Here is a 20,330-nt window from a genome sequence, read left to right on the forward strand (position 1 = left end):
CATGCCCCTCTCGGGACATGCCTTTTTTATATGTTATAACGTTTCCGAATTCATATGAATAAATAAAATAATACCAGCAACCATAAGTACCATAATACTACCTGCAAATAGTGTAATACCGATGAACATTAAACTTGTGCTCATGTTCACTGATACACTTTCAGTAAAAATAGAAATTACATACGTGATAAGGGCAATTCCTGCAAGAATACTTCCTGGAACAAATCGCTTTAAGCCATTTTGTTTTAACGTCATATATGCAAAAAAAGCAGTCGTGCAAAGCGTAATTATCCAAAGAATGATCATCTTCTCTCCCCCCTCACAAACCTTTTCTTTCTATTATACATGACATTGCCCTATAATAGTTGAATTTGCACTTATGTGACATATAACAAGGGATCCTATTCTATACTATAGCCTAGAATAACATTACAGGACGAAAATCGATTTTCGTTACAAATAAATGGTTGTTTTTCCCTTTTGTTGATATAATTGTTATATAAAAATATTCTTTATAAGGGCATGTTCATAATGATCTGGATTTCACTAATCGTATTAGCCTATTTCATCATTCTCGTCCTAATACAGTATAACTACATTAAGACGCTCAAAGAAAAACAGCAAAAAATGAATGTCGCACAACATGAACTATACGACAAAATATCTTATGGAGAATCCCAAGTACATTACCATTATCAAAGTAACGTATTTACAATACCAGCTTCACTTGTAGCAAGTATTGTTTATAAAGTGAAACATTCGGCATAAGGAGATTTCCCAAATGTACGCTGTAAAATTATTGTTTGAATCTGTTCATTCAGGTGAGCCTAATCCTAGTAAGATAGATGAGCATTATGAAGAGAATCACGATACGCTTTTTGAAGAAAGTATCATTCTCGTTAAAGCGAACAGTTTAGAGGAAGCTCATGATCTAGGGAAAAAGATCGCTATACAATCAGAAGATACGTACGATAATGTATACGATCAACAAGTAACATGGAAGTTTCAAAAAGTACTTCATGTTTTTGAGTTAGATGAAACGCCATTTGAGACAGGAAAAGAATTGTACGCAAGATTTTTACACGTTAAGAAAAATGAAACTGTAGATACAGTAGTTAAAAAATACTATCCTGAATACAAATAAAAGCTCACAGCAATTGCTGTGAGCTTTTTTATACTTACTTCGTTGAATCTCTAAATTGGATACGGTGAGGTAAGATAACAGTGTGATCTTCCACTTTTTCTTTGTTCATATACTTTGTTAATAAACGCATTGCTACTGCACCGATATCATACATTGGCTGTACAACTGTTGAAAGCTGCGGGCGTACCATTAGTGCAAGGCGTGTATTATCGAAACCAAGTACTTCTATATCAGTTGGTACGTTTAATCCAGCATCTTGAGCTGCGTGGATTACACCTAGTGCCATTTCATCAGAAGATACGAAGATAGCTGTTGGCTTTTCATCCATACTCCAAAGCTTTTCGAATGCTTCGATACCTGAATCATATGTGTAATCTCCATCGATTACAAGATTTTCATCATATGAAATACTTGCTTCTTCTAAAGCTTTTTTATAACCTTGTAACTTTTTAGCGCTTCCCGCTTTATCAATGAAAGGACCAGAGACGAAACCAATACGTTTATGCCCTTGCTCAATAAAGTGCTTCATTGCATCGTAAGCTGCTTGTGTATAATCAATATTTACTGATGGCGTTTCATTTTGCTCATCAAATGATGCTGCTAATACAATCGGTACTGGAGACTTTTTAAATTCTTCAATGTGAATGTCTGTAATATCTTCACCCATGAAAACAATTCCGTCTACTTGTTTTCCAAGCATCGTATTTAATAAATGGAACTCTTTCTCTTTGTTTTGGTCAGAGTTACTTAAAATGATGTTATATTTGTACATTGTTGCGATATCTTCAATTCCACGAGCAAGTTCTGCATAAAACGTATTTGAGATATCAGGAATAATAACACCCACTGTAGTTGTCTTCTTACTTGCTAGTCCACGTGCTACCGCATTTGGGCGGTATCCTAAACGATCAATTGCTTCTAATACTTTCTTTCTTGTTGTAGGCTTTACATTTGGGTTACCGTTCACAACGCGAGATACGGTAGCCATTGAAACGTTCGCTTCGCGCGCTACATCATAGATTGTTACGTTCATCTCATCGCACACTCCTTCTATTTTTGTTATCTATTTTTATGTATCGGTTACTTGAATGAAAAAAAGACATCAACTCTATTTGCAGATGCCACCAATCGTCCCGAGTTCTTCCTTTTACTAATGATACGATAAAAACGCAGGCTCATACAATATTTTCCCGCAAAAGTTTCGAAAAAATTCGCTTCTTTTCTCGTATTTTCGTATTTTTTATGAAAAAAAGGGTATTTTTTGTAAAAATATAGATGTTTCATAAGTAGAAACCTTATTTTAAACCGTACGATAGTAAATGAAATTGATATGAGCGATTTTTCAAATATATTGACCACACCTCAAATTATATCGGCAATTATCCGCATATTTCGACCACAACTCAAATTATATGAGCGATTTTTCGCATATATCGATTGCAACTCAAATTATATGAACAATTTTTTAAACATATCGATTTACCAACAAAAATCGAACACAACAGGCACTATATAATAGAGAGGAAACTGTTCCAAAATGTTTTTTGGAATGCTTATTTCTTTTTTGTGATTTACTTCCAAATACTTTTAATTCTTTCATAAAGTCATTGAACTGTGAGATATTCATTTGCTGCGCTGCATCTGCACCAATTGCCATCGCTGCTTTTGCAGCTGGTGGCAGAAGGTCACGTTGCCCTGTAGAATGCGTAACATCGACAACGATAGGTAAATGTGTTTCTTTCTTTAAAATCGATACAGCGGAGATATTAAGCGTATTACACGTCGCTCTTTCATACGTGCGAATACCTTGTTCACATAAAGGCAATTTATTATAGCTGGTACACATTCAATTATCACACGATATACCGCAATGAATTACTATAAAAAAACATCGAACATTTTCACTCACAATAAAAAAAGACAGTTTAAAACTGTCTTTTTTTTTTACAAGAAGGAAACAAACGGTTTATCGCTGTTTTTCTCTTTTACAATAACTGCCTCGATTTTACTCTCGGACTTTATTTGTAATTGTACTTTCGCATCTTTAGGCAATTTCTCTAACATACCTTGAGCAGCCATTTGAGTAAGAGCCATTAATTCTGTTTTACCATTATATTTAATAACAATATTCATATTTAATGTATCCATTTGATTTTTCTTATAAGTAACTTTAGCATTAACTGGGATAAAATCTCCAGGAGAAAACTCTTTTATTGCCTTACCAAATTCACTTATTTTTGTATTATCTTCTCCATGTGCTTGTGTAAATTCATCAGAAGGATATGAATACGCTTTTTCATCGATTGTATTCCAACTTCCAAGGTTCGTATCATTTTTTTGAACGGTAGCACTAGCAATATACGTACCATTTTTTAACGAACTTGTACTTTCTTGTTTAAAAATAGCAAACGTAATTGGAGATTTGTTATATTTATCATTTTTATTAATAGCTTCTATAAGTTGTTTAGCAACTTCTGTACCTTTAGAAATGGCTTCTTCATTTGATACACTTGTAGACATAGATAAACCAATCATGACACCAGATAAACTTAATTCATTTGAATTCTGTTTCCCGAAATAGTCTTGTTCTATAATATTCGTTAAAACTGGTGCTTCTACTTTCGCGACTAGTTCATCAATTAACTTCTCTGGAATATACTGATTTAATTGTAATACGTGATTTTCTGTATCAAATTGTTGCATTGCAATATTCATTAAACCATTTTCATACTCTGCTAAATCTAATTTAGAATTTGTTTTTATATTAGCTGTATTAATAACCTTTTGTTCTTTTAAAGGAATAACAGTTCTATAATAATCCTTAGAAACAGCAGTTCTCGGAATCATACTTTTTTCTTTTGTATCTTTTTGTATAACTTCATCCTTCTTGCTAATCGTATTATTACTACAAGCTCCCAGTAATAAGCTTACGACTGCGAAGGATAATGCCATTTTCTTCATTACTTAAAACCCACTTTCAACAATCTAATTATTTAGTTTGAACTATTCATAGTGTACCATTAAATATATTTCAACAAAAACAAAAAAAAGAAGCAAGCACCTTTAGCTTGCTTCTTTTTACTTTATATTCTCTTCTAAAGCATCTTTTTTAATATTCCAATGAGAAGTATTCCATACTACTAGCCCATCTTTTATGTATAACACTTGTGGTGATTCGTGCTTAATACTGTACTGTTCTGCAACACGATTCGAAACATCTCTCGCATCTTGCACGTATAAGTAATACGCTGGTACTTCTCTTTCTTCATTGCAGTACGCTTGAAACTCTGTGTATGCACCATGACTAATCGGGCATGTCGTACTATGTTTAAAAAGAACATAAGGCTCGTTCTTTTCTACTAAGACTTCAAGCTCTTCAATTGTTTCAAGTTTTGTCATATTCATCAAGATTCACCTCTCATACGAAATCTAGAGCGCTTCTCGTTCTTTTCAGCTTTTTTCTCAATTTTTTCTAATTTACGCTCTTCTTTTTCAACCTTCTTCTCTTGTCTCGATGCACGGTAATGATTGTATACTTCAATCGCTGCACTACTCCACTGTACAACTTGCGCTACTTTATCTGCATTATTTTCAATTTCGTCCGTAACAGACTCTGATACATTACGAAGTTTCGTATTTAAAGAATGGATTGTTGTTCCAATTCCATCTACACCTGCTACCACTTTATTTAATGATTGCGACTTCTGTTGAATATCATCAGCTAACGCATTTGTTTTATGTAATAATTGCTCCGTCTCTACGCTAATTCCTTGCATTTGCTTTTCTAAACCTTCTAACGTGCTCGCAACGTTTTCTAACGTCTTCTGAACCGATAACAACGTTCTACATACATACACTACTAATACGGCAAAAGCAACCGCGATAATAGCCGCACTTACATATAAAAGAACTTGCATTTCATCACTTCCTTTATCTTTTTTCATACTTTATCCTATTATACAATCATTTTCCGTTTCATTCTAATCCCTATCTTTTCATTAGAATTTTCATACTTATTCGTTAACTTTAACATAAATGATTCAACAAATTCCACTAAGTAGGTTACAATAAGAAAGGATACATAATTAGTAGGGAGGCTTTACATATGAAAGATCCACGCATTGAAAAGTTAGCATACAATTTAATTAACTACTCTATTCGCTTACAAAAAGGCGAGAAAGTATTAATTGAAAACTTTGGCTTACAAAAAGAACTTGTAACTGCACTTGTAAAAGAAGCATATGCAGCTGGTGGTTTCCCATTCGTTTCTTTAAAAGATCATCAAGTAGATCGCTCTTTATTAATGGGTGCTACTGAAGAACATTTTGAACAAATCGCCGCATATGAAGCGAGCGTAATGAAAGATATGGACGCTTATATCGGGCTTCGCTCTGGCGACAACATTAACGAACAAGCTGACGTTCCAAGTGAGCGCATGAAAGTTCACGGTCAAACAGTTGGTAAAAAAGTTCATAGAGACATCCGTGTTCCGAAAACACGCTGGGTTGTTCTTCGCTACCCAAATGCTTCTATGGCACAGCTTGCTAAAATGAGCACAGAAGCTTTCGAAGACTTCTACTTCGAAGTATGTAACTTAGACTACGGTAAAATGGATAAGGCGATGGATAGCCTTGTTACATTAATGAATAAAACAGATAAAGTTCGCCTAACTGGTCCTGGAACTGACTTAACATTCTCTATTAAAGACATTCCAGCTATTAAATGCTCAGGTCATTTAAACATTCCAGACGGTGAAGTATACTCTGCACCAGTTCGTGATTCTGTTAACGGTACAGTTTCTTACAACACACCATCTCCTTACAACGGTTATACATTTGAAAATGTACAACTTAAGTTTGAGAACGGCCAAATCGTTGAAGCAACTGCAAACGATTCAGAGCGCATTAACAAAATCTTTGATACAGACGAAGGTGCACGCTACGTTGGTGAATTCGCAATTGGCGTAAACCCATACATCTTACATCCAATGGGAGACATCCTATTCGATGAAAAAATCGATGGCAGCTTCCATTTCACTCCTGGACAGGCTTACGACGATGCATGGAACGGCAACAACTCTAACATCCACTGGGATTTAGTATGCATCCAGCGCCCTGAATATGGCGGCGGCGAAATTTACTTCGACGACGTACTAATCCGTAAAGACGGACGCTTCGTTGTATCTGAACTAGAAGCTTTAAACCCAGAGAACTTAAAATAATAACAAAAACGCTCGGGATTTTATCCGAGCGTTTTTTTATCTTCACTCTATATTGAGCTACTTTTCTCGCTTTTTGTTTGCTGGAAGTGAAAATAATACAAAAGCGCCACTGCAATAGTACCAATCAATATCGGAACATATAAAGGCAGATCCCATTTCATATATACTCTAGTGCAGCCAACAATCACGAACAAAATTTCCAAGCAAAACAAAGGTTTTACATATTTCATTTCTTCCCTACCATTTCTATTTTCACATTCGGATTTTCTTTTTCTACAAGTGATACAAACTGCGTCATATCTTGCGGCATCGCAATCATATGTACTTTGTATGCATTCGTCGTAATTTCAAGGGACTTTCCAACTTGACGAATTATTCTTATCTCTTTCAATACGATATCATCATTTAAAATACCGTACTTTAGCACGCCATTTTCTACTTTATGTTTTTTAATAAATACTTCCCAAACGAGTGGTACATTTACAATAAAGCATAAACCCATCCCAATTAATGCTGACATCCACTGCTCTTTATTTGCGAAAAGCATGACAAGTGGATATACGAACATAAAAACTAACGTGAGACAAACGAAAATTACTACCGACTTACTTCTTTGAATCGGAATGTTCATACACGCACCCCCTAACTTAAATTATAACATTTTTTTCCATTTTAGCTCATGAAAAAAGGCCATTTCTACATGACCTTTTTCACAATGTACCTATAAAATTTCTTATCTACCTGTAACACTGGAAAGTTTTTCGGCAACTCGTCTATACTCACACTTTGAAAACCATTCTTTTCATAAAAACGATGTGCAGCTAAAAATTTCACTGTTGTTCCTAAGTAAATATCCTTCAATTTTTTATCCTCAGCCCATGAAATTGCTTTTTGAAGCAACATATGTGAGGCGCCCCATTCTTTTCCACGAAACTCTTTTTGTACGAACATTTTTCTTAGCGCTACTTGATGATTCTCAATATCTAATAAAGCTACTGTTCCAACTACTTTACCATCATAAATTGCTATCCAAAAGTTTCCGTGATCCTTTTGATAGAATGTTTCTATTTCAAGTAAATCAGGTTGCTCTTCTTTCGTAATGGGAACATTATACTCTTTTTGCTGAATATGAACGATAAGATCTACTACTTCCTCTTGAAACGTACTTTCATACGGAATAATACGAATCTTCTCGTTCATCGAATATCCTTCCATTCTGAAGCTAGTAAACTATATACAGCGATATCATGAAAATGATCATATATCCATTCATCATCTCTTAAAATACCATCTAATGTAAACCCTAAACGTTCTGGAATCGCGCGGCTTTTCACATTTTCAACACCGCACCTGATTTCAACTTTATTCAGCTTTAAATTTTCAAATGCATAATGAAGTACAGCCTTTACGCTACGCGTCATAATGCCTTTCCCACCAGCATCTTCTGTAAGATAATATCCAAGACTCGTCGCTTTCTTCCCCCAGCTTACCGGATGAATTCCTACCATTCCAACGAGCTTTCCTTTGTAACGTATACCACTTTCAAAACCGTTTCCCTCTGCAAATTTCTTTAACCACATCGGAAAAATCTCATCATAAGCATCAGCAGATTTCGTTCCATCTACCCAAGGGAGCCATCTTCTTAAATGGTTACGATTTTGATCTAATAATTCATATAATTCCTCTTTATGATGTTTTTCTAGTAATTGTAGTTCGATTTCGTCATCTACTCGGAGTGTGAACATGTTTTTTAGTCCCCTTTTTATTTTTTCTTATTATTCTAACATCTCAAAATAAATAATGTTAAATATTCACACTTTCTTTTGATTTTATTTGTATAAAACCGGAAGAATACAATACTCCCGTAACAACTAATATCATCCCTATACATTGTGCGGGTGTTATATTTACTCCTTCTATAAAAGAAATAAGCATTGTAACAACAGGCACTAAATTAAAAAATAAAGATGTTCTCGCTGCACCAATTTGAGCGATTCCATTATTCCACCATAAGTAACCGAGCACACTCATTCCCATTGCCATGAAGAGAATCGCTCCCCAAGCTAATAAAGGAACCTCCGAAACGGGTACTATACTTTTTTGCGTGGAAGATATCATAATAAAGGCAAGCGCACCAATCGTCATCGTATATGTCGTCGTTTGTATTGGGCTACCAGCTTTAATAAATCTTCTACCTAGTACACCGTATAACGCCCAACAAATATTCCCTAGTATAATATAAAAATCCCCTTTAGAAAATGATAAATGTTGTAGTGCGGTAAACGAGCCTTGTGTAAGCACAAAAACAACACCAAGTAGCGCAAGTAACATTCCAATTACTTGGCTCTTCACTATTTTCTCTCGTAAAATGACACTTGCTAATAACGTCGTAACGAGCGGATTTGTCGACATAATAAGTGCACCATTCATAGCTTCTGTATATTTCATTCCTAAAAAGAAAAAGAAGTTAAAGCCGAATACACCAACTATACCAAGCAAAAGGTAATAAGCCCTATTCTGTCTCCATACTTCCCACTCAAAATCTTTTCGTATTTTTAATAGACATAACATCACAAGTGCAGCAATTCCAAAGCGCCATGCCGCTATATGAATCGCTTCGAAATACTGCACCGCATATTTCGAAGCGTTAAATGTCCCACCAGTAAATATCGCAAATCCTAACAGCTGCGCATATACTTTATTCTTCATTGTCAGCCTCCGAGTTTTTCTCTTCTAAAAAACCGTAATAAATTTCTAATTTCTCTTCTGTTAGTTGAACTACTTTTTGCAATTGTTCCTGTTGTTCTTTTAACCGCTCTAAGTGAGTTGTTAAAATTAAAATTCTCTTTTTTACTTTCGTAGGTACTTCCTCTTTCCGCTGCTTGATTTCCTCTATAATACATCCATCACTTGCAAACTCAGCGATTTCTTCTAATGACATTCCAGTTTGCTTTAATGAATATAAGAATTTTAATAGACGCACATCACCTTCTGTATACTGACGAATGCCGCTATTTCGCGTTGGTGGTGGTAATAAACCTAACTTCTCATAATAGCGCAAAGTATGAATCCCCATCCCTGTTAACTCTGCTACTTCACCGATTTTATACATGTTCTCTCCCCCTTGTTTTTACATATTTATCTTACAACCTAGAGTTAACTCTAGGTCAATACGCAAATAAAATGAAACTTTAATCAGTGGGAGTTTTACTGCCCACAAATAGCGGGATAAAATATGAACACAACAAAAAAGACGCACAGCCAAGCTATGCGTCTTTTCTATTACTTCTCTGCAACTTGAACTTCTTTTACGTAAGCTGCTTCGAATTTTTGGATGTCTCCTGCGCCCATGAAAATTAGAACGCCGTTTTTATGTTTCTTTAATACATCCGTTGTTGTATCTGTAATTAGTTCTGCACCGTCAATACGCTTTTGCAGATCTTCGATTGTTAAGTCACCTTTGTTTTCACGTGCTGATCCGAAAATATCACATAAGTATACTTGGTCAGCTTTGCTTAGGCTTTCTGCGAACTCATCTAAGAACTTTTCTGTACGTGAGAATGTATGTGGCTGGAATACAGCGACAACTTCACGCTCTGGGTGTTTTTGACGAGCAGCTTCAATCGTTGCGTTAATTTCTGTCGGATGGTGTGCGTAGTCATCGATGATAACTTGCTCTCCCATCGGCTTTTCATTAAAGCGACGTTTTACGCCTTCAAAAGTTGTTAATTGATGTTTAACTGCTTCTACATCAACATTTTCGTAATGGCAAAGCGCAATTACTGCTAATGCATTTAATACACTGTGGTTGCCGTATCCTGTAATTTTGAACGTGTCATAGTACGTATTACGAACGAATACATCGAATATTGTACCATCTGTTCTCTTTTGAATGTTACGTGCTTGGAAATCATTATCTTCTCCAAATCCATAGAAAATAACAGGTACTTTCGCTTGAATTTTTTGAAGTTCTTCATCATCACCACATGCAATAATACCCTTTTTCACTTGCAATGCCATCTCTTGGAATGCACCAAATACATCATTGATGTCTGCAAAATAATCTGGATGATCAAAATCAATATTTGTCATAATTGCATAGTCTGGATTGTAAGACAAGAAATGACGACGATACTCACAAGCTTCAAATACAAAATACTTACTATTTTCTACCCCATGCCCAGTTCCATCGCCAATAAGGTAAGATGTCGGGTGTGCACCTTGCATTACATGGGCTAACAAACCTGTTGTTGATGTTTTTCCATGTGCACCAGTTACAGCAACACTTGTGTATTGGTTCATAAGGTCACCTAAAAAGTGGTGGTAACGATGTACTGGGATGTTTAATTCTTTCGCTGCTACGATTTCTTCATGCGTATCAGGGAATGCATTTCCTGCAATAATCACTTGTCCTTCTTTAACATTATTTTTATCAAAAGGAAGGATTGAGATATTACGCTTTTCCAACGCTGTTTGTGTAAAGAAACGCTTTTCATAATCAGACCCTTGAACAGTATGCTTCATGTCATGAAGAATTTGTGCTAATGAACTCATTCCTGTTCCTTTAATTCCTACAAAATGGTAAACTGTCATCTTAAAGAACCTCCAACATTTCGAACTAATACAACGGCCTATCTATAAGACAGTATATGAATCTTTTCTTATTTTGGTAATCATCATACATTTTGATGTAGTGAAGTTATTCTTTCTCTTCACTTATCAGGATAAACTCGTACGTACTTCTTTGTATGCCCATATCAAGTCCATTATAGCAAAAAAGAAGCCGCTATACTATGATAACAGAAAAACTGATAGGGTCAATCACCTATCAGTTTTCCTCTCTTTTACATATCTTCTCTTGTTTCTAATTGAACACGCTCTAGACGTGGGTTTGGACGATATTTACGGCCAGCTTTCGCTTCTGGTTTTCCATTTAATTCTACGTTATCACCAGTAAAGCCAATATTCATTTTTAATAAGCTACTTCCTACCCCGTATATATCCACAGGCACGTTTTGAGCTTCAAATTCACGAATACGCTTCTCATCAAATCCACCAGTTACAACGATGTCTACATGCTGGAATCCTTCCTCATCAAGTGCTTTACGAAGTGCAAATACAAGCGATGGGTTTACACCACGTGGATCGAATGTTCCAAGTACTTCTGGGTGACGAATGAAGTATTGATCAATCATTGTACGAGACGTATCGACACGCACACCTTTTAATGTTGATCCAAATTCACGCGCTACGCGAAGTGCATCTGTAATGACATCATTATTGTAATCAATTAATACAACTAATTCATCTTCTGGGAATTTCTTATGATATGCTTTTGCGGCTTCCACAACATCACCATTAAACATTTGAATTAATGCGTGAGGCATCGTCCCCATACCACTTCTGCCCCACCATTCATTCATCGCATGCGTCGCTTGTGCGCTCATACCTCCGATGTATGCTGCATAACCGTCACCAGCTTGTTGTGTATAATGATCGTCACGGTCTCCCATGAAAATAACTGGTTTTTCTTTATCTACACTACGTGCAGCTTGGACAACGTTATATACGTTTGTCGCAACCGATGTACGACGAGCTAAAATCCCATCAATGACACCTTCTAAAAATCCGAAATTTTCATAAGGACCATGAATTGTTAACACTGTTTCAAATGGACTAATATTATCGCCATCTTTTAAAGAGTTAATTTCAAGTTCCTCAGGATTTTTAGCGAATGTTTGCAGCAATGCAATTACTTCATCTGTTCCGCAAAGAACTGCATTTTCCTTTTGGAAAAATTGCATCGTTACAATACTTTTCGGGCGAAATTCTTCAATGATTTCTCTAGTCTTTAAAAAGTAAACGGCAGAGAACCAACCTTCTCCAACACGTTCGTCAAATTTAAATGTTCTATTTGTTAGTCTATTTATTTCACCTTTTAATTTTAATTCAATTTCTTTCATGTCGCTTTACTCCCTACTTTACTATCCAACATTTTCTCTTAGTATACAGCAAAACCGTTTACTATATATTTGTTTCCTGCATAGCAGCGAATTCATCCTCAGAAATAAGGACATCTCTCGGTTTCGTTCCTCTTCCTTCAGAAATAATCCCTTGCGATTCCATCTCTTCAATGAGACGTGCCGCGCGATTATAACCGATGCGGAATTTTCGCTGTACAGAAGATGTGGACGCTCCCCCTTGTTCTACAACAAATTGACATGCATCTAAAAATAGTTCATCTTCCGACTCACTCTGTTCTGATTTTGCTAATAAATCCTCTTGCTTAAATAAGTAATTCGGCTTCATTTGCTTTTTCACATGATCAACTGTTTTTTCAATCTCATCATCCGATACATATACACCTTGTACACGAACTGGCTTAGATGTACCGTTCCCTAAGAATAACATATCACCACGGCCAAGTAATTTTTCCGCGCCACCAATATCGATAATCGTACGCGAATCAACTTGAGATGATACAGTAAACGCAATACGCGTTGGAATATTTGATTTAATTAAACCTGTAATAACATCTACCGATGGACGCTGCGTCGCAACTAATAAGTGAATACCACAAGCACGAGCTTTTTGGGCAATACGACAAATCGCCTCCTCAACATCACCAGGTGCCACCATCATTAAATCAGCTAACTCGTCAATGACGATAACAATGTAAGGCAATGTCTCACCCGGAATTTCTCGCTCGCTTACAATCGTATTATAACGCGTTAAATCACGAGCACCAGCATGCGCGAACAATTCATAACGGCGTTCCATCTCTTCAACTGCCCACTTTAATGCAGCAGTAGCTGCTTTTACATCCGTAATAACAGGTGCTACAAGATGCGGAACAGAATTATATGGTGCAAGCTCAACCATCTTCGGATCAATTAGTATTAACTTCACTTCATGTGGCTTCGCTTTATATAAAATACTCGTTAAAATTGCGTTAATACACACACTTTTACCAGAACCCGTTGCACCCGCAATAAGTCCGTGTGGCATTTTTCGAATATCCGTTACAATTGGATCACCAGAAATATCAAGTCCAAGCGCAACAGTAAGTGGTGATTCACTCTTTGTAAACACAGGACTTCTTAAAATTTCACGAAGAAATACTGGCTTACTTTCTTTATTTGGAACTTCAATTCCAATCGCACTCTTCCCTGGAATTGGTGCTTCAATACGAATATCTTTCGCAGCTAAACTCAGCTTAATATCATCACTTAAGTTTGTAATTTTATTTACTTTCACACCTGGATCTGGCTGTACTTCAAAACGAGTTACTGCCGGCCCTTGCGATACATTAATAACATGTGCTCCAACATGGAAATTATTAAACGTTGTATCTAACAATTCTTTTTGCTCTTCCAACCATTCCGTATTATCTAACGCTGACTGTTGCGGGATTGACAATAATGCTAATGGCGGAACGGTATATGTTGGTGGTGTTTGTAATACATTTCGCATATCGTTCTCTCTTTGATTTACAACATATGCTTTCTCTTGTGGTTCTGTACTTGAACTTGGCTTTTGTACTTGCCCTGCAACCATTTGTTGTACTGGTCTTTCTTCCACTCGTGATTCTACTACCATTTGTTGCACTGGTTGTTCTTCCATTCGTGATTCTACTACCATTTGTTGCGCTGGTTGTTCTTCCACTTGTGGTTCTACTACCACTTGCTGCATTGGCTTTTCTTCCACTTGTGGCTCTACTACCACTTGCTGCATTGGCTTTTCTTCCACTTGTGGTTCTACTACCACTTGCTGCATTGGTTTCTCTTCCACTTGTGGTTCTACTATCATTTGTTGCGTTGGTTGTTCTTCTAATTGGTGTACAGGCTTATTCTCTACTCGCTCACTCATAGAAGATTGCATTGCACTCGTTCTAGCCGCATGTCTTTCCATTAATCGCGTTCTGTCTTGTTTCAACATAACAACATTAAATGGTACATGACGCTTTTTCTCACGTTTTGGCTCTTCTTTTTGCACAATTGGTTGTTCTTTAGCGACTGGCCCTTCTTCTACAACTGGTTGTTCTTCAGCGACTGGCCCTTCTTCTACAACTGGTTGTTCTTCAGCGGCTGGCCCTTCTTCTGCAACTGGTTGTTCTTCAGCGACTGGCCCTTCTTCTACAACTGGTTGTTCTTCAGCGACTGGCCCTTCTTCTACAAATAGTTTACTTTCCTCTGTTTCTGCAATTAAAACATTCGCAAAACTTTGGACATCTTCCTTCGTTTGTTCATCAGCCTCAGCAACATGTATGAATTCATTTTTTTGTTCAATTGCTTCATCTAATACCATTTCTTGCTGCGTTTCCTCAAGTTCTACAATTGCTTCTACTTCAGACCCCTCTGTTTCTGCAATTACTTCTGCTTCTTCAGTTTCTTCCATTTCCGCCATTACTTCTGCTTCTTCAGTTTCTTCTGCTTCCGCCATTACTTCTGCAACTTCTCCAAGCTCTTCTGGTATTTCCACAATGATTGTTTCTTCAAGTTTTTCTTCTGCTTTGACAATCACTGATTCTTCTGGAGCTTGCTTTTCTACTTCCATAATAGGTTGTTCTATTTCTGTATTACGTTTAATTTCTTCTGATAATATTGTATCCTCGTGCTCTACTTTGGAATCTACTAATTCCTCTTGTAAAATGTTTTCGTTTAGCACCACTACATCTTTTTCTTGCTCTGCATCTTCCATACGCTCAGCTACCGTTTTATGAAGTAATTCATCCGCTGAAACTTCCTGCGGTGTATTTATTTCTTGAATTACTTCTTTTTCTTCTACTACTGGCTCTTGGCGCTCAATTTCATAACCGTTTTTCTCGAGCCATTGATCAACAACTGACTTTTCTTCCTTTTTACTCTGTTGACCTTGCTGATCAACGTCTTGATGACTAGAAGAAGTCGGTGCTTTTCCTTCTGAGAAATAAGATAATGTATACCCTTTTTTCTCTAACCATGCATCAACGACTGATTTGCCCTCTACAGATATTTCAAGATCTTCTCTTTCCTTTTCTTCCTCCTGCTTTTCTTCCTTTTTCTCTACTGAAGGACGATTATATCCATAAATCGGCGAAATCATTTCTGTTGGACGAAATGGTCTACGGCTACTTTCTTGCGGCGATACAGATACTTTTTTTACGACTGGCTCTGGATCCGGTTCATATTGCACTTCCGGCTCTTCGTATGTAGAAACTGCATTCTCCACATACTGCCGTCTACTTCTCTCCACTTTTATTCCTCTTTGAGTAGGCTGCTCTTCGTATATACCTCTTTGAACAGGTTGTTCTTCAAAGTGAGGTAATTCTCTTACGTCATCCTCATCAAATCCATCATCTGGTATTAATGGAAAACGACATTTACCTGCATTTCTGCTTGCCATTTGTGCTTCTCTTGCTTCAGTGTAGTGGTTTACACGAGGAATTTTCGGCTGACTTTCAATTTGTTTCATTGCTTCTTTATTCATCGCTGTTTGTTCTTCCTCTTTGTTAAACAGCTTTTTCATCCAATCTAACATGCTTACCACTCTTTCTACTAAATAGTAACATCCTTTATTGTATCAGCATTCGGCAAAAAGTGCAGGTAAAATTAAGCATGTCATATTTATCCATAACATTCTAATTTACGATTGTTTTCATATAGAAAAAAGCAGCCTTCTATGTAAGACTGCTTTTAAGCTTTACTCTTCCGATATTCATCTACACTATCTGTTACACTTTGCAGTAAAGAATTTACATACTGCGGGTCAGATAATTTTTTATCTTCATCCTCATTGGACATAAACCCGAGCTCTAATAGTACGCCAGGAACTTTCGCCCAATTAAATCCAGAAAGGTCATCCCTAAATTTAATCCCATTTACTTTCACCTGATTGTTTTCTCTCATTTTATTTACTATCTTTTGCGAGATTTGAAGACTTTCTGCATAAATCTCTTTCGTATAGGGACTTCCTTCTGCTGGCGTCAATACAGCAAACCCACTTTGATTTGGATTTTCAGAACCATCTGCATGAAGGCGTAAAAATAAATCTGCCTTATGATCGTTTGCGAATGTCGCACGTTCTTTATTGCTTATATCAACATCTTGTGACGTTCTCGTCATTACTACTTGTATCCCTTTTGCTTCAAGCTTTTCTTTTAATAAAAAAGACATTTCTAATACAAGTACAGCCTCTCTCTTTTTCGTCACAACACCCGTTGTACCATCTGTCACTTTATATTTTTGCGTCGTTGCCCCTGGTCCAATCGGTTCTAAATTTAAATTTGCTTTTTGTTGATGCCCTGGATCAATAACGACGAGAAACTTTCCTTGTTTTTCATTACTCTCTACTTTTTGTTCATTATTTTGCATAAGTTGCTCAGTTGGCTTCACCGGCGTATTTTCCTCTTTCTTTTCCTCGGCCGATACTTCCTCCCGCTTAGTTTCTACTTGTTCATTCGTTTGAATTGTTTGCGATTCTTCTTTTTTTTCTTGTTCTTCTTGCTGCTTTTCTACCGGTGCTTCTTCTTTATCATCTTTACTATTTTCTTGTGTAGAAGATAATGTTTCTTTTTTCGACTGTTCTTGTGAACAACCTCCCATATATATTCCAATGAATGCAGTCATGACCATTATTTTTATATACTTCATGCTTCTCTCCCATCACTTTGCACCGGACTCAAAGTTTTTCTTATAATTGTTTTATAACCTCATCCATACTTCCAATATAAACAGGCTGCCACGTTTCTGTACCACGCTCTGCCGTATAGACTGGATAAGCGTCATCATCCACATTCACGAAAACTGGATCACCCATATCTGTTTCATATCCAATAACAATCCATTCTTCTTGCCATTTTCCACTTTCATTGCTTATTAATGAATTTTTATGTTTATCATATCGATAACCGATCTGCCCTTTTTCCAGTTCATCTTCACTAAATACATATATTTCATAAGTACCTAGCTCAACATCTTGCTGTTTTGAAGTTTCAATTCGTTTTAGAAGTTCTGCGATTTTTGGTTGTTGTTTCATACGTTTATCCCCTTCTATTTTTCTAAATTTTAACTAGATTGTTTATAAAATACAATATAGATTTTTTAAAAAAAGGTGACACCCTTATCATATTAACGATTTTTTGAGTATATCTATCACAACTCTCAATATATCAACGATTTTTTAAATATATCTATCACAACTCTCAATATATCAACGATTTTTTAAATATATCCATCACAACTCTCAATATATCAACGATTCACTACGAAATTTCGACTTACCGACAAAGAATGATAAAAAGAAAAGAGAGGCTGTCCAAAAGGACAACCTCTCTTTTCTTATATCAATTAAAATTTAAACTCTTGTCCAACTTCAAAGCTATCTTCTAATACAAGAATACCTTTTTCTTGCGGAGCGTCTGGAAGCTCTAATTCACGTGCAGAGCAGATCATTCCAGAAGAAGGAACACCGCGAAGCTCAGCTGGCTTAATTAACATACCACTTGGCATAACAGCGCCGATTTTTGCAACGACAACTTTTTGTCCTGCATCAACGTTTGGTGCACCACATACGATTTGTAATGTTTCTGTACCAATTTCTACTGTACAAATGTTTAATTTATCAGCATTTGGGTGCTTTTCTTTTTCAGCTACATAACCTACAACAAATTTCGGAGAAAGATCTGCTTCTACTTTTTCTTCAAAGCCGTTCTTCGCTAAAATTTCGTTGATTGTTTCTACAAGCTCTTTCGTTAATGTCAGGTTACCTGTTTCTTTTACTTCTAAGTAAGAAGATGCATTAAAGATGTTGAATCCTGCTGTTACATTGCTTTCACGATCGTATACGCGTGCAACATCTCCTTTACGATCAAAAGTACGGTTCTCTAAAGTAATATCTTGTAAGGCAACAATTAAAGTGTCACCAATTCCTTCAAGGTTATAAAAAACGTTCACTTCGTTCATCCTTTCTCTTTTCCATCTGTCTTCTTCCGATTCTTCGCTAAAATAAAGATTGGTTCAAAGTCCCCATCTTCATAAACGAATGAAAGTGATGTAATCGGAACATGCCCTTCGGCAAAAAATTTCATTGTCATTTGTGCAATAATATCATAACCGATTTCGTTGACGATATCAGCAATAATTAATACGTCTTGGTGAGGAACAGCAACAACCATGTCACCAGAGATCTTTTCACGCATCGATTGTAGTAACGTTTCGTTTAAAATACGACTCGCATCATACCCATCATTTGTGTTTAAAAAGTAGAATGTATTATCCGCTACTGTGTCCTGCTTAAATTCATAACCTAATGAGCGAGCATTAAATAATGCCATTTCGCGCACTTGCTGCTCTGTAAGCTCTAATTTTTGTAATAAGCGCTCATCAATTAGGCGATACGTTTTATTAGAATCTAGCGCGTAATAAATACGTGTTTCCGCCGTATGATCCGTCATAATAAACGGATTTCCTTCTTCTGATTGTTTTGGGAAAGAAGTAGAGCGAATAACAGGTAAAATTTTCGCCGTGCTATTTTCTTCTCTATGCATTGCAATTAACGCTTCTTGTACATAATAAGCAACCTCTTCAATCGCCTTTTCTTTGTTCACTTCCCATTTCGCTACTACTCCTGGAAGTGATACGTTAATACCTTTTTTCGAGTTTGTTTGTTCAATACGAAGAACTTCTTTCTCGCTATCATAATGAAAATCCCATTCTGGTCGAGATAATTTCTTCATTAACTCGTCTTTCATCTTTTTACTTGTCATTTTCATCTCTTTTTCCTCCCTTCCAAAAAAATAACCTCCCCCGCGAAGGTAGAGGTTGTTTTTACAATTCAATTGGCTAATTGTTTTATTTTAAACCTTCAATAAACTCTTCGATTTGCTCTTGTGTTTTACGATCTTTGTTTACATAGCGTCCAGTTTCTTCACCTTTATTGTACGCTACAAAGCTTGGAATGCCAAATACGTCTAATTTTACGCATAGATCAATAAACTCATCACGATCTACATAGTAAAATGAGAAATCACTATACTTCTCTTCTACTTCTGGCATAAATGGATCAACGAAACGGCAATCTGGGCACCATTCTGCTGAGAACATGAAGACTACATTCTCTTCATTTTTTAATTCTTGGAATTGTTCCATGCTTTCTAATGATTTCATCTATATTTCCTCCTCTAATGCGTGCACTTTTTTCACACTATAATCTTTTCTTTATACTACCATACATCGTACACGGTGCAAGGTTTATGCTTGCTTTTTATCATACTTATATTGCCCAACGAGTAACTTAACAACGTGTACAAATAATTCCGTTCGATCGACATAATCGTCTGTAAAAATACCGATAGCACCTTCGTGACTACGAATATCTTTCCGCTCTACAAACTCTTCCATCACTTCACTTAACTCTTTACCATCTTCAAGAGGCGTTAAAAAATCGTCTGGTAACTTAATACGTGCTCCACCGGCAACGAATATCTTATCGTCACTCGTTGCGAGTGCGCCCCAGTTACACATAAATAAACCGTGATCCGTTTTCATCACGCCGCCTTCTAACCCAATACCAATTTGAGCTTCTCCTTCTTGCAATGCTCGCTTCGCTCTATTAATTGCTCCTTGCATCGTCTCTTCATCTGAAAATGGCTGTGCCGATACTCCCGATGGGACAGAAAGAGATGTAATTTCAGCATCTTTCAATACCTTCTCCACAGCCCCAACCTTCGTTTTATTCTTCGATCCAACTACTACCTTCATTTCGTTCACCTCTATAAGAATTCATTATTCTGTTCTAATATCCACTTCAGCACAAATGAAGTGCCAACCACTACCACACACCACCAAGGAATCCCTTCTACCTATAGTAGAAGGTGACTTCCCACAATATTTTTGGTCCCGAACACAAAAACATTCTTCCGCGGTCTTCATGCATTATTCGAGCACTAATTAAGCACTGACCGCTACTACACATCGCTGGGTCATC

General features: G+C 36.6%; 23 protein-coding genes and 1 pseudogene. 3 read left to right on the plus strand and 21 right to left on the minus strand.

The annotated features are described in order from the left end of the window. Positions 1-33: 33 nt before the first annotated feature. Positions 34-306 carry a DUF3917 domain-containing protein gene (locus JDS98_RS10180; RefSeq protein ID WP_098711738.1) on the minus strand — a complete coding sequence of 91 codons (273 nt, stop codon included), beginning with the start codon at positions 304-306 and terminating at the stop codon, positions 34-36. Between the two features lie 225 nt (positions 307-531). Between JDS98_RS10180 and JDS98_RS10185 the strand changes: the two genes are divergently transcribed. Further along, positions 532-768 (plus strand): DUF3949 domain-containing protein, encoded by a 237-nt coding sequence (locus tag JDS98_RS10185; RefSeq protein WP_000637875.1) that lies wholly within the window; start codon positions 532-534, stop codon positions 766-768. A 13-nt stretch (positions 769-781) separates the two neighbouring features. Then, positions 782-1,144, plus strand: a complete 363-nt coding sequence (locus JDS98_RS10190; RefSeq protein WP_000271415.1) for a DUF4288 domain-containing protein — start codon at positions 782-784, stop codon at positions 1,142-1,144. 34 nt (positions 1,145-1,178) lie between these two features. Here the strand turns inward: JDS98_RS10190 and ccpA are convergent, their stop codons facing one another. The 5 genes and pseudogenes from ccpA to JDS98_RS10215 form a co-directional block, all read right to left on the minus strand. Further along, positions 1,179-2,177, minus strand: a complete 999-nt coding sequence (gene ccpA, locus JDS98_RS10195; RefSeq protein WP_001103299.1) for a catabolite control protein A — start codon at positions 2,175-2,177, stop codon at positions 1,179-1,181. Positions 2,178-2,714: 537 nt separating this feature from the next. Beyond that, positions 2,715-2,966, minus strand: a pseudogene (locus JDS98_RS10200) (bifunctional 3-deoxy-7-phosphoheptulonate synthase/chorismate mutase); the annotation flags it as partial. Positions 2,967-3,088: 122 nt separating this feature from the next. After that, positions 3,089-4,105 carry a CamS family sex pheromone protein gene (locus JDS98_RS10205; protein WP_000738035.1) on the minus strand — a complete coding sequence of 339 codons (1,017 nt, stop codon included), beginning with the start codon at positions 4,103-4,105 and terminating at the stop codon, positions 3,089-3,091. A 117-nt stretch (positions 4,106-4,222) separates the two neighbouring features. Continuing rightward, positions 4,223-4,549, minus strand: coding sequence for a bacillithiol system redox-active protein YtxJ (ytxJ, locus tag JDS98_RS10210; protein ID WP_001057464.1), 327 nt, complete (start codon positions 4,547-4,549; stop codon positions 4,223-4,225). Then, positions 4,549-5,061, minus strand: coding sequence for a DUF948 domain-containing protein (locus tag JDS98_RS10215; RefSeq protein WP_033657337.1), 513 nt, complete (start codon positions 5,059-5,061; stop codon positions 4,549-4,551). Before JDS98_RS10215 ends, ytxJ begins: the two co-directional genes overlap by 1 nt. Positions 5,062-5,249: 188 nt before the next feature. On the opposite strand from JDS98_RS10215, the gene JDS98_RS10220 reads away from it, so the two are divergent. Further along, on the plus strand, positions 5,250-6,365 hold the full coding sequence (locus JDS98_RS10220) for an aminopeptidase (protein ID WP_000654730.1): 1,116 nt from the start codon (positions 5,250-5,252) through the stop codon (positions 6,363-6,365). Positions 6,366-6,412: 47 nt separating this feature from the next. Here JDS98_RS10220 and JDS98_RS10225 read toward each other — a convergent pair whose 3' ends face one another. From JDS98_RS10225 to JDS98_RS10295, 15 genes are all read right to left on the minus strand, one after another. Continuing rightward, positions 6,413-6,595, minus strand: a complete 183-nt coding sequence (locus JDS98_RS10225) for a hypothetical protein (protein ID WP_081339638.1) — start codon at positions 6,593-6,595, stop codon at positions 6,413-6,415. Beyond that, a complete protein-coding gene (locus tag JDS98_RS10230; protein ID WP_001025038.1) occupies positions 6,592-6,996 on the minus strand; it encodes a PH domain-containing protein in 405 nt (134 codons plus the stop codon). Before JDS98_RS10230 ends, JDS98_RS10225 begins: the two co-directional genes overlap by 4 nt. A gap of 65 nt (positions 6,997-7,061) precedes the next feature. Next, positions 7,062-7,565 (minus strand): GNAT family N-acetyltransferase, encoded by a 504-nt coding sequence (locus JDS98_RS10235; protein WP_098911640.1) that lies wholly within the window; start codon positions 7,563-7,565, stop codon positions 7,062-7,064. Further along, the gene (locus tag JDS98_RS10240) at positions 7,562-8,110 is read right to left on the minus strand and encodes a GNAT family N-acetyltransferase (protein ID WP_000494651.1); all 549 of its coding nucleotides are present in this window, start codon (positions 8,108-8,110) and stop codon (positions 7,562-7,564) included. Before JDS98_RS10240 ends, JDS98_RS10235 begins: the two co-directional genes overlap by 4 nt. Positions 8,111-8,168: 58 nt before the next feature. Further along, a complete protein-coding gene (locus JDS98_RS10245; RefSeq protein WP_097959323.1) occupies positions 8,169-9,074 on the minus strand; it encodes a DMT family transporter in 906 nt (301 codons plus the stop codon). Continuing rightward, positions 9,064-9,477 carry a MerR family transcriptional regulator gene (locus JDS98_RS10250; RefSeq protein ID WP_000276596.1) on the minus strand — a complete coding sequence of 138 codons (414 nt, stop codon included), beginning with the start codon at positions 9,475-9,477 and terminating at the stop codon, positions 9,064-9,066. The genes JDS98_RS10245 and JDS98_RS10250 overlap by 11 nt, the downstream gene beginning before the upstream one ends. A 170-nt stretch (positions 9,478-9,647) precedes the next feature. Next, complete coding sequence (gene murC, locus JDS98_RS10255) at positions 9,648-10,958, minus strand: UDP-N-acetylmuramate--L-alanine ligase (RefSeq protein WP_000219460.1); 1,311 nt, start codon at positions 10,956-10,958, stop codon at positions 9,648-9,650. Positions 10,959-11,209: 251 nt separating this feature from the next. After that, a complete protein-coding gene (locus tag JDS98_RS10260; RefSeq protein ID WP_000658377.1) occupies positions 11,210-12,328 on the minus strand; it encodes a nicotinate phosphoribosyltransferase in 1,119 nt (372 codons plus the stop codon). A gap of 61 nt (positions 12,329-12,389) precedes the next feature. Further along, positions 12,390-15,884, minus strand: coding sequence for a DNA translocase FtsK (locus JDS98_RS10265; RefSeq protein ID WP_199633868.1), 3,495 nt, complete (start codon positions 15,882-15,884; stop codon positions 12,390-12,392). 155 nt (positions 15,885-16,039) lie between these two features. Continuing rightward, entirely contained in the window at positions 16,040-16,996 is a 957-nt protein-coding gene (locus JDS98_RS10270; protein ID WP_199632917.1) for an N-acetylmuramoyl-L-alanine amidase, read from the minus strand. A 40-nt stretch (positions 16,997-17,036) separates the two neighbouring features. After that, the gene (locus JDS98_RS10275; protein ID WP_000813346.1) at positions 17,037-17,381 is read right to left on the minus strand and encodes a hypothetical protein; all 345 of its coding nucleotides are present in this window, start codon (positions 17,379-17,381) and stop codon (positions 17,037-17,039) included. Between the two features lie 311 nt (positions 17,382-17,692). Next, positions 17,693-18,307 (minus strand): YtpR family tRNA-binding protein, encoded by a 615-nt coding sequence (gene ytpR / locus JDS98_RS10280; protein ID WP_001006772.1) that lies wholly within the window; start codon positions 18,305-18,307, stop codon positions 17,693-17,695. Beyond that, entirely contained in the window at positions 18,304-19,116 is an 813-nt protein-coding gene (locus JDS98_RS10285; RefSeq protein WP_000784599.1) for a DUF1444 domain-containing protein, read from the minus strand. The genes ytpR and JDS98_RS10285 overlap by 4 nt, the downstream gene beginning before the upstream one ends. A gap of 79 nt (positions 19,117-19,195) precedes the next feature. After that, positions 19,196-19,510, minus strand: a complete 315-nt coding sequence (locus tag JDS98_RS10290) for a thioredoxin family protein (protein ID WP_000838192.1) — start codon at positions 19,508-19,510, stop codon at positions 19,196-19,198. Between the two features lie 84 nt (positions 19,511-19,594). After that, on the minus strand, positions 19,595-20,104 hold the full coding sequence (locus JDS98_RS10295; RefSeq protein WP_097959495.1) for a DUF84 family protein: 510 nt from the start codon (positions 20,102-20,104) through the stop codon (positions 19,595-19,597). Between the last annotated feature and the right edge of the window lie 226 nt (positions 20,105-20,330).

The organism is Bacillus cereus group sp. N11, from assembly GCF_016483605.1.
GTDB classification, from domain to species: Bacteria; Bacillota; Bacilli; order Bacillales; family Bacillaceae_G; genus Bacillus_A; species Bacillus_A toyonensis.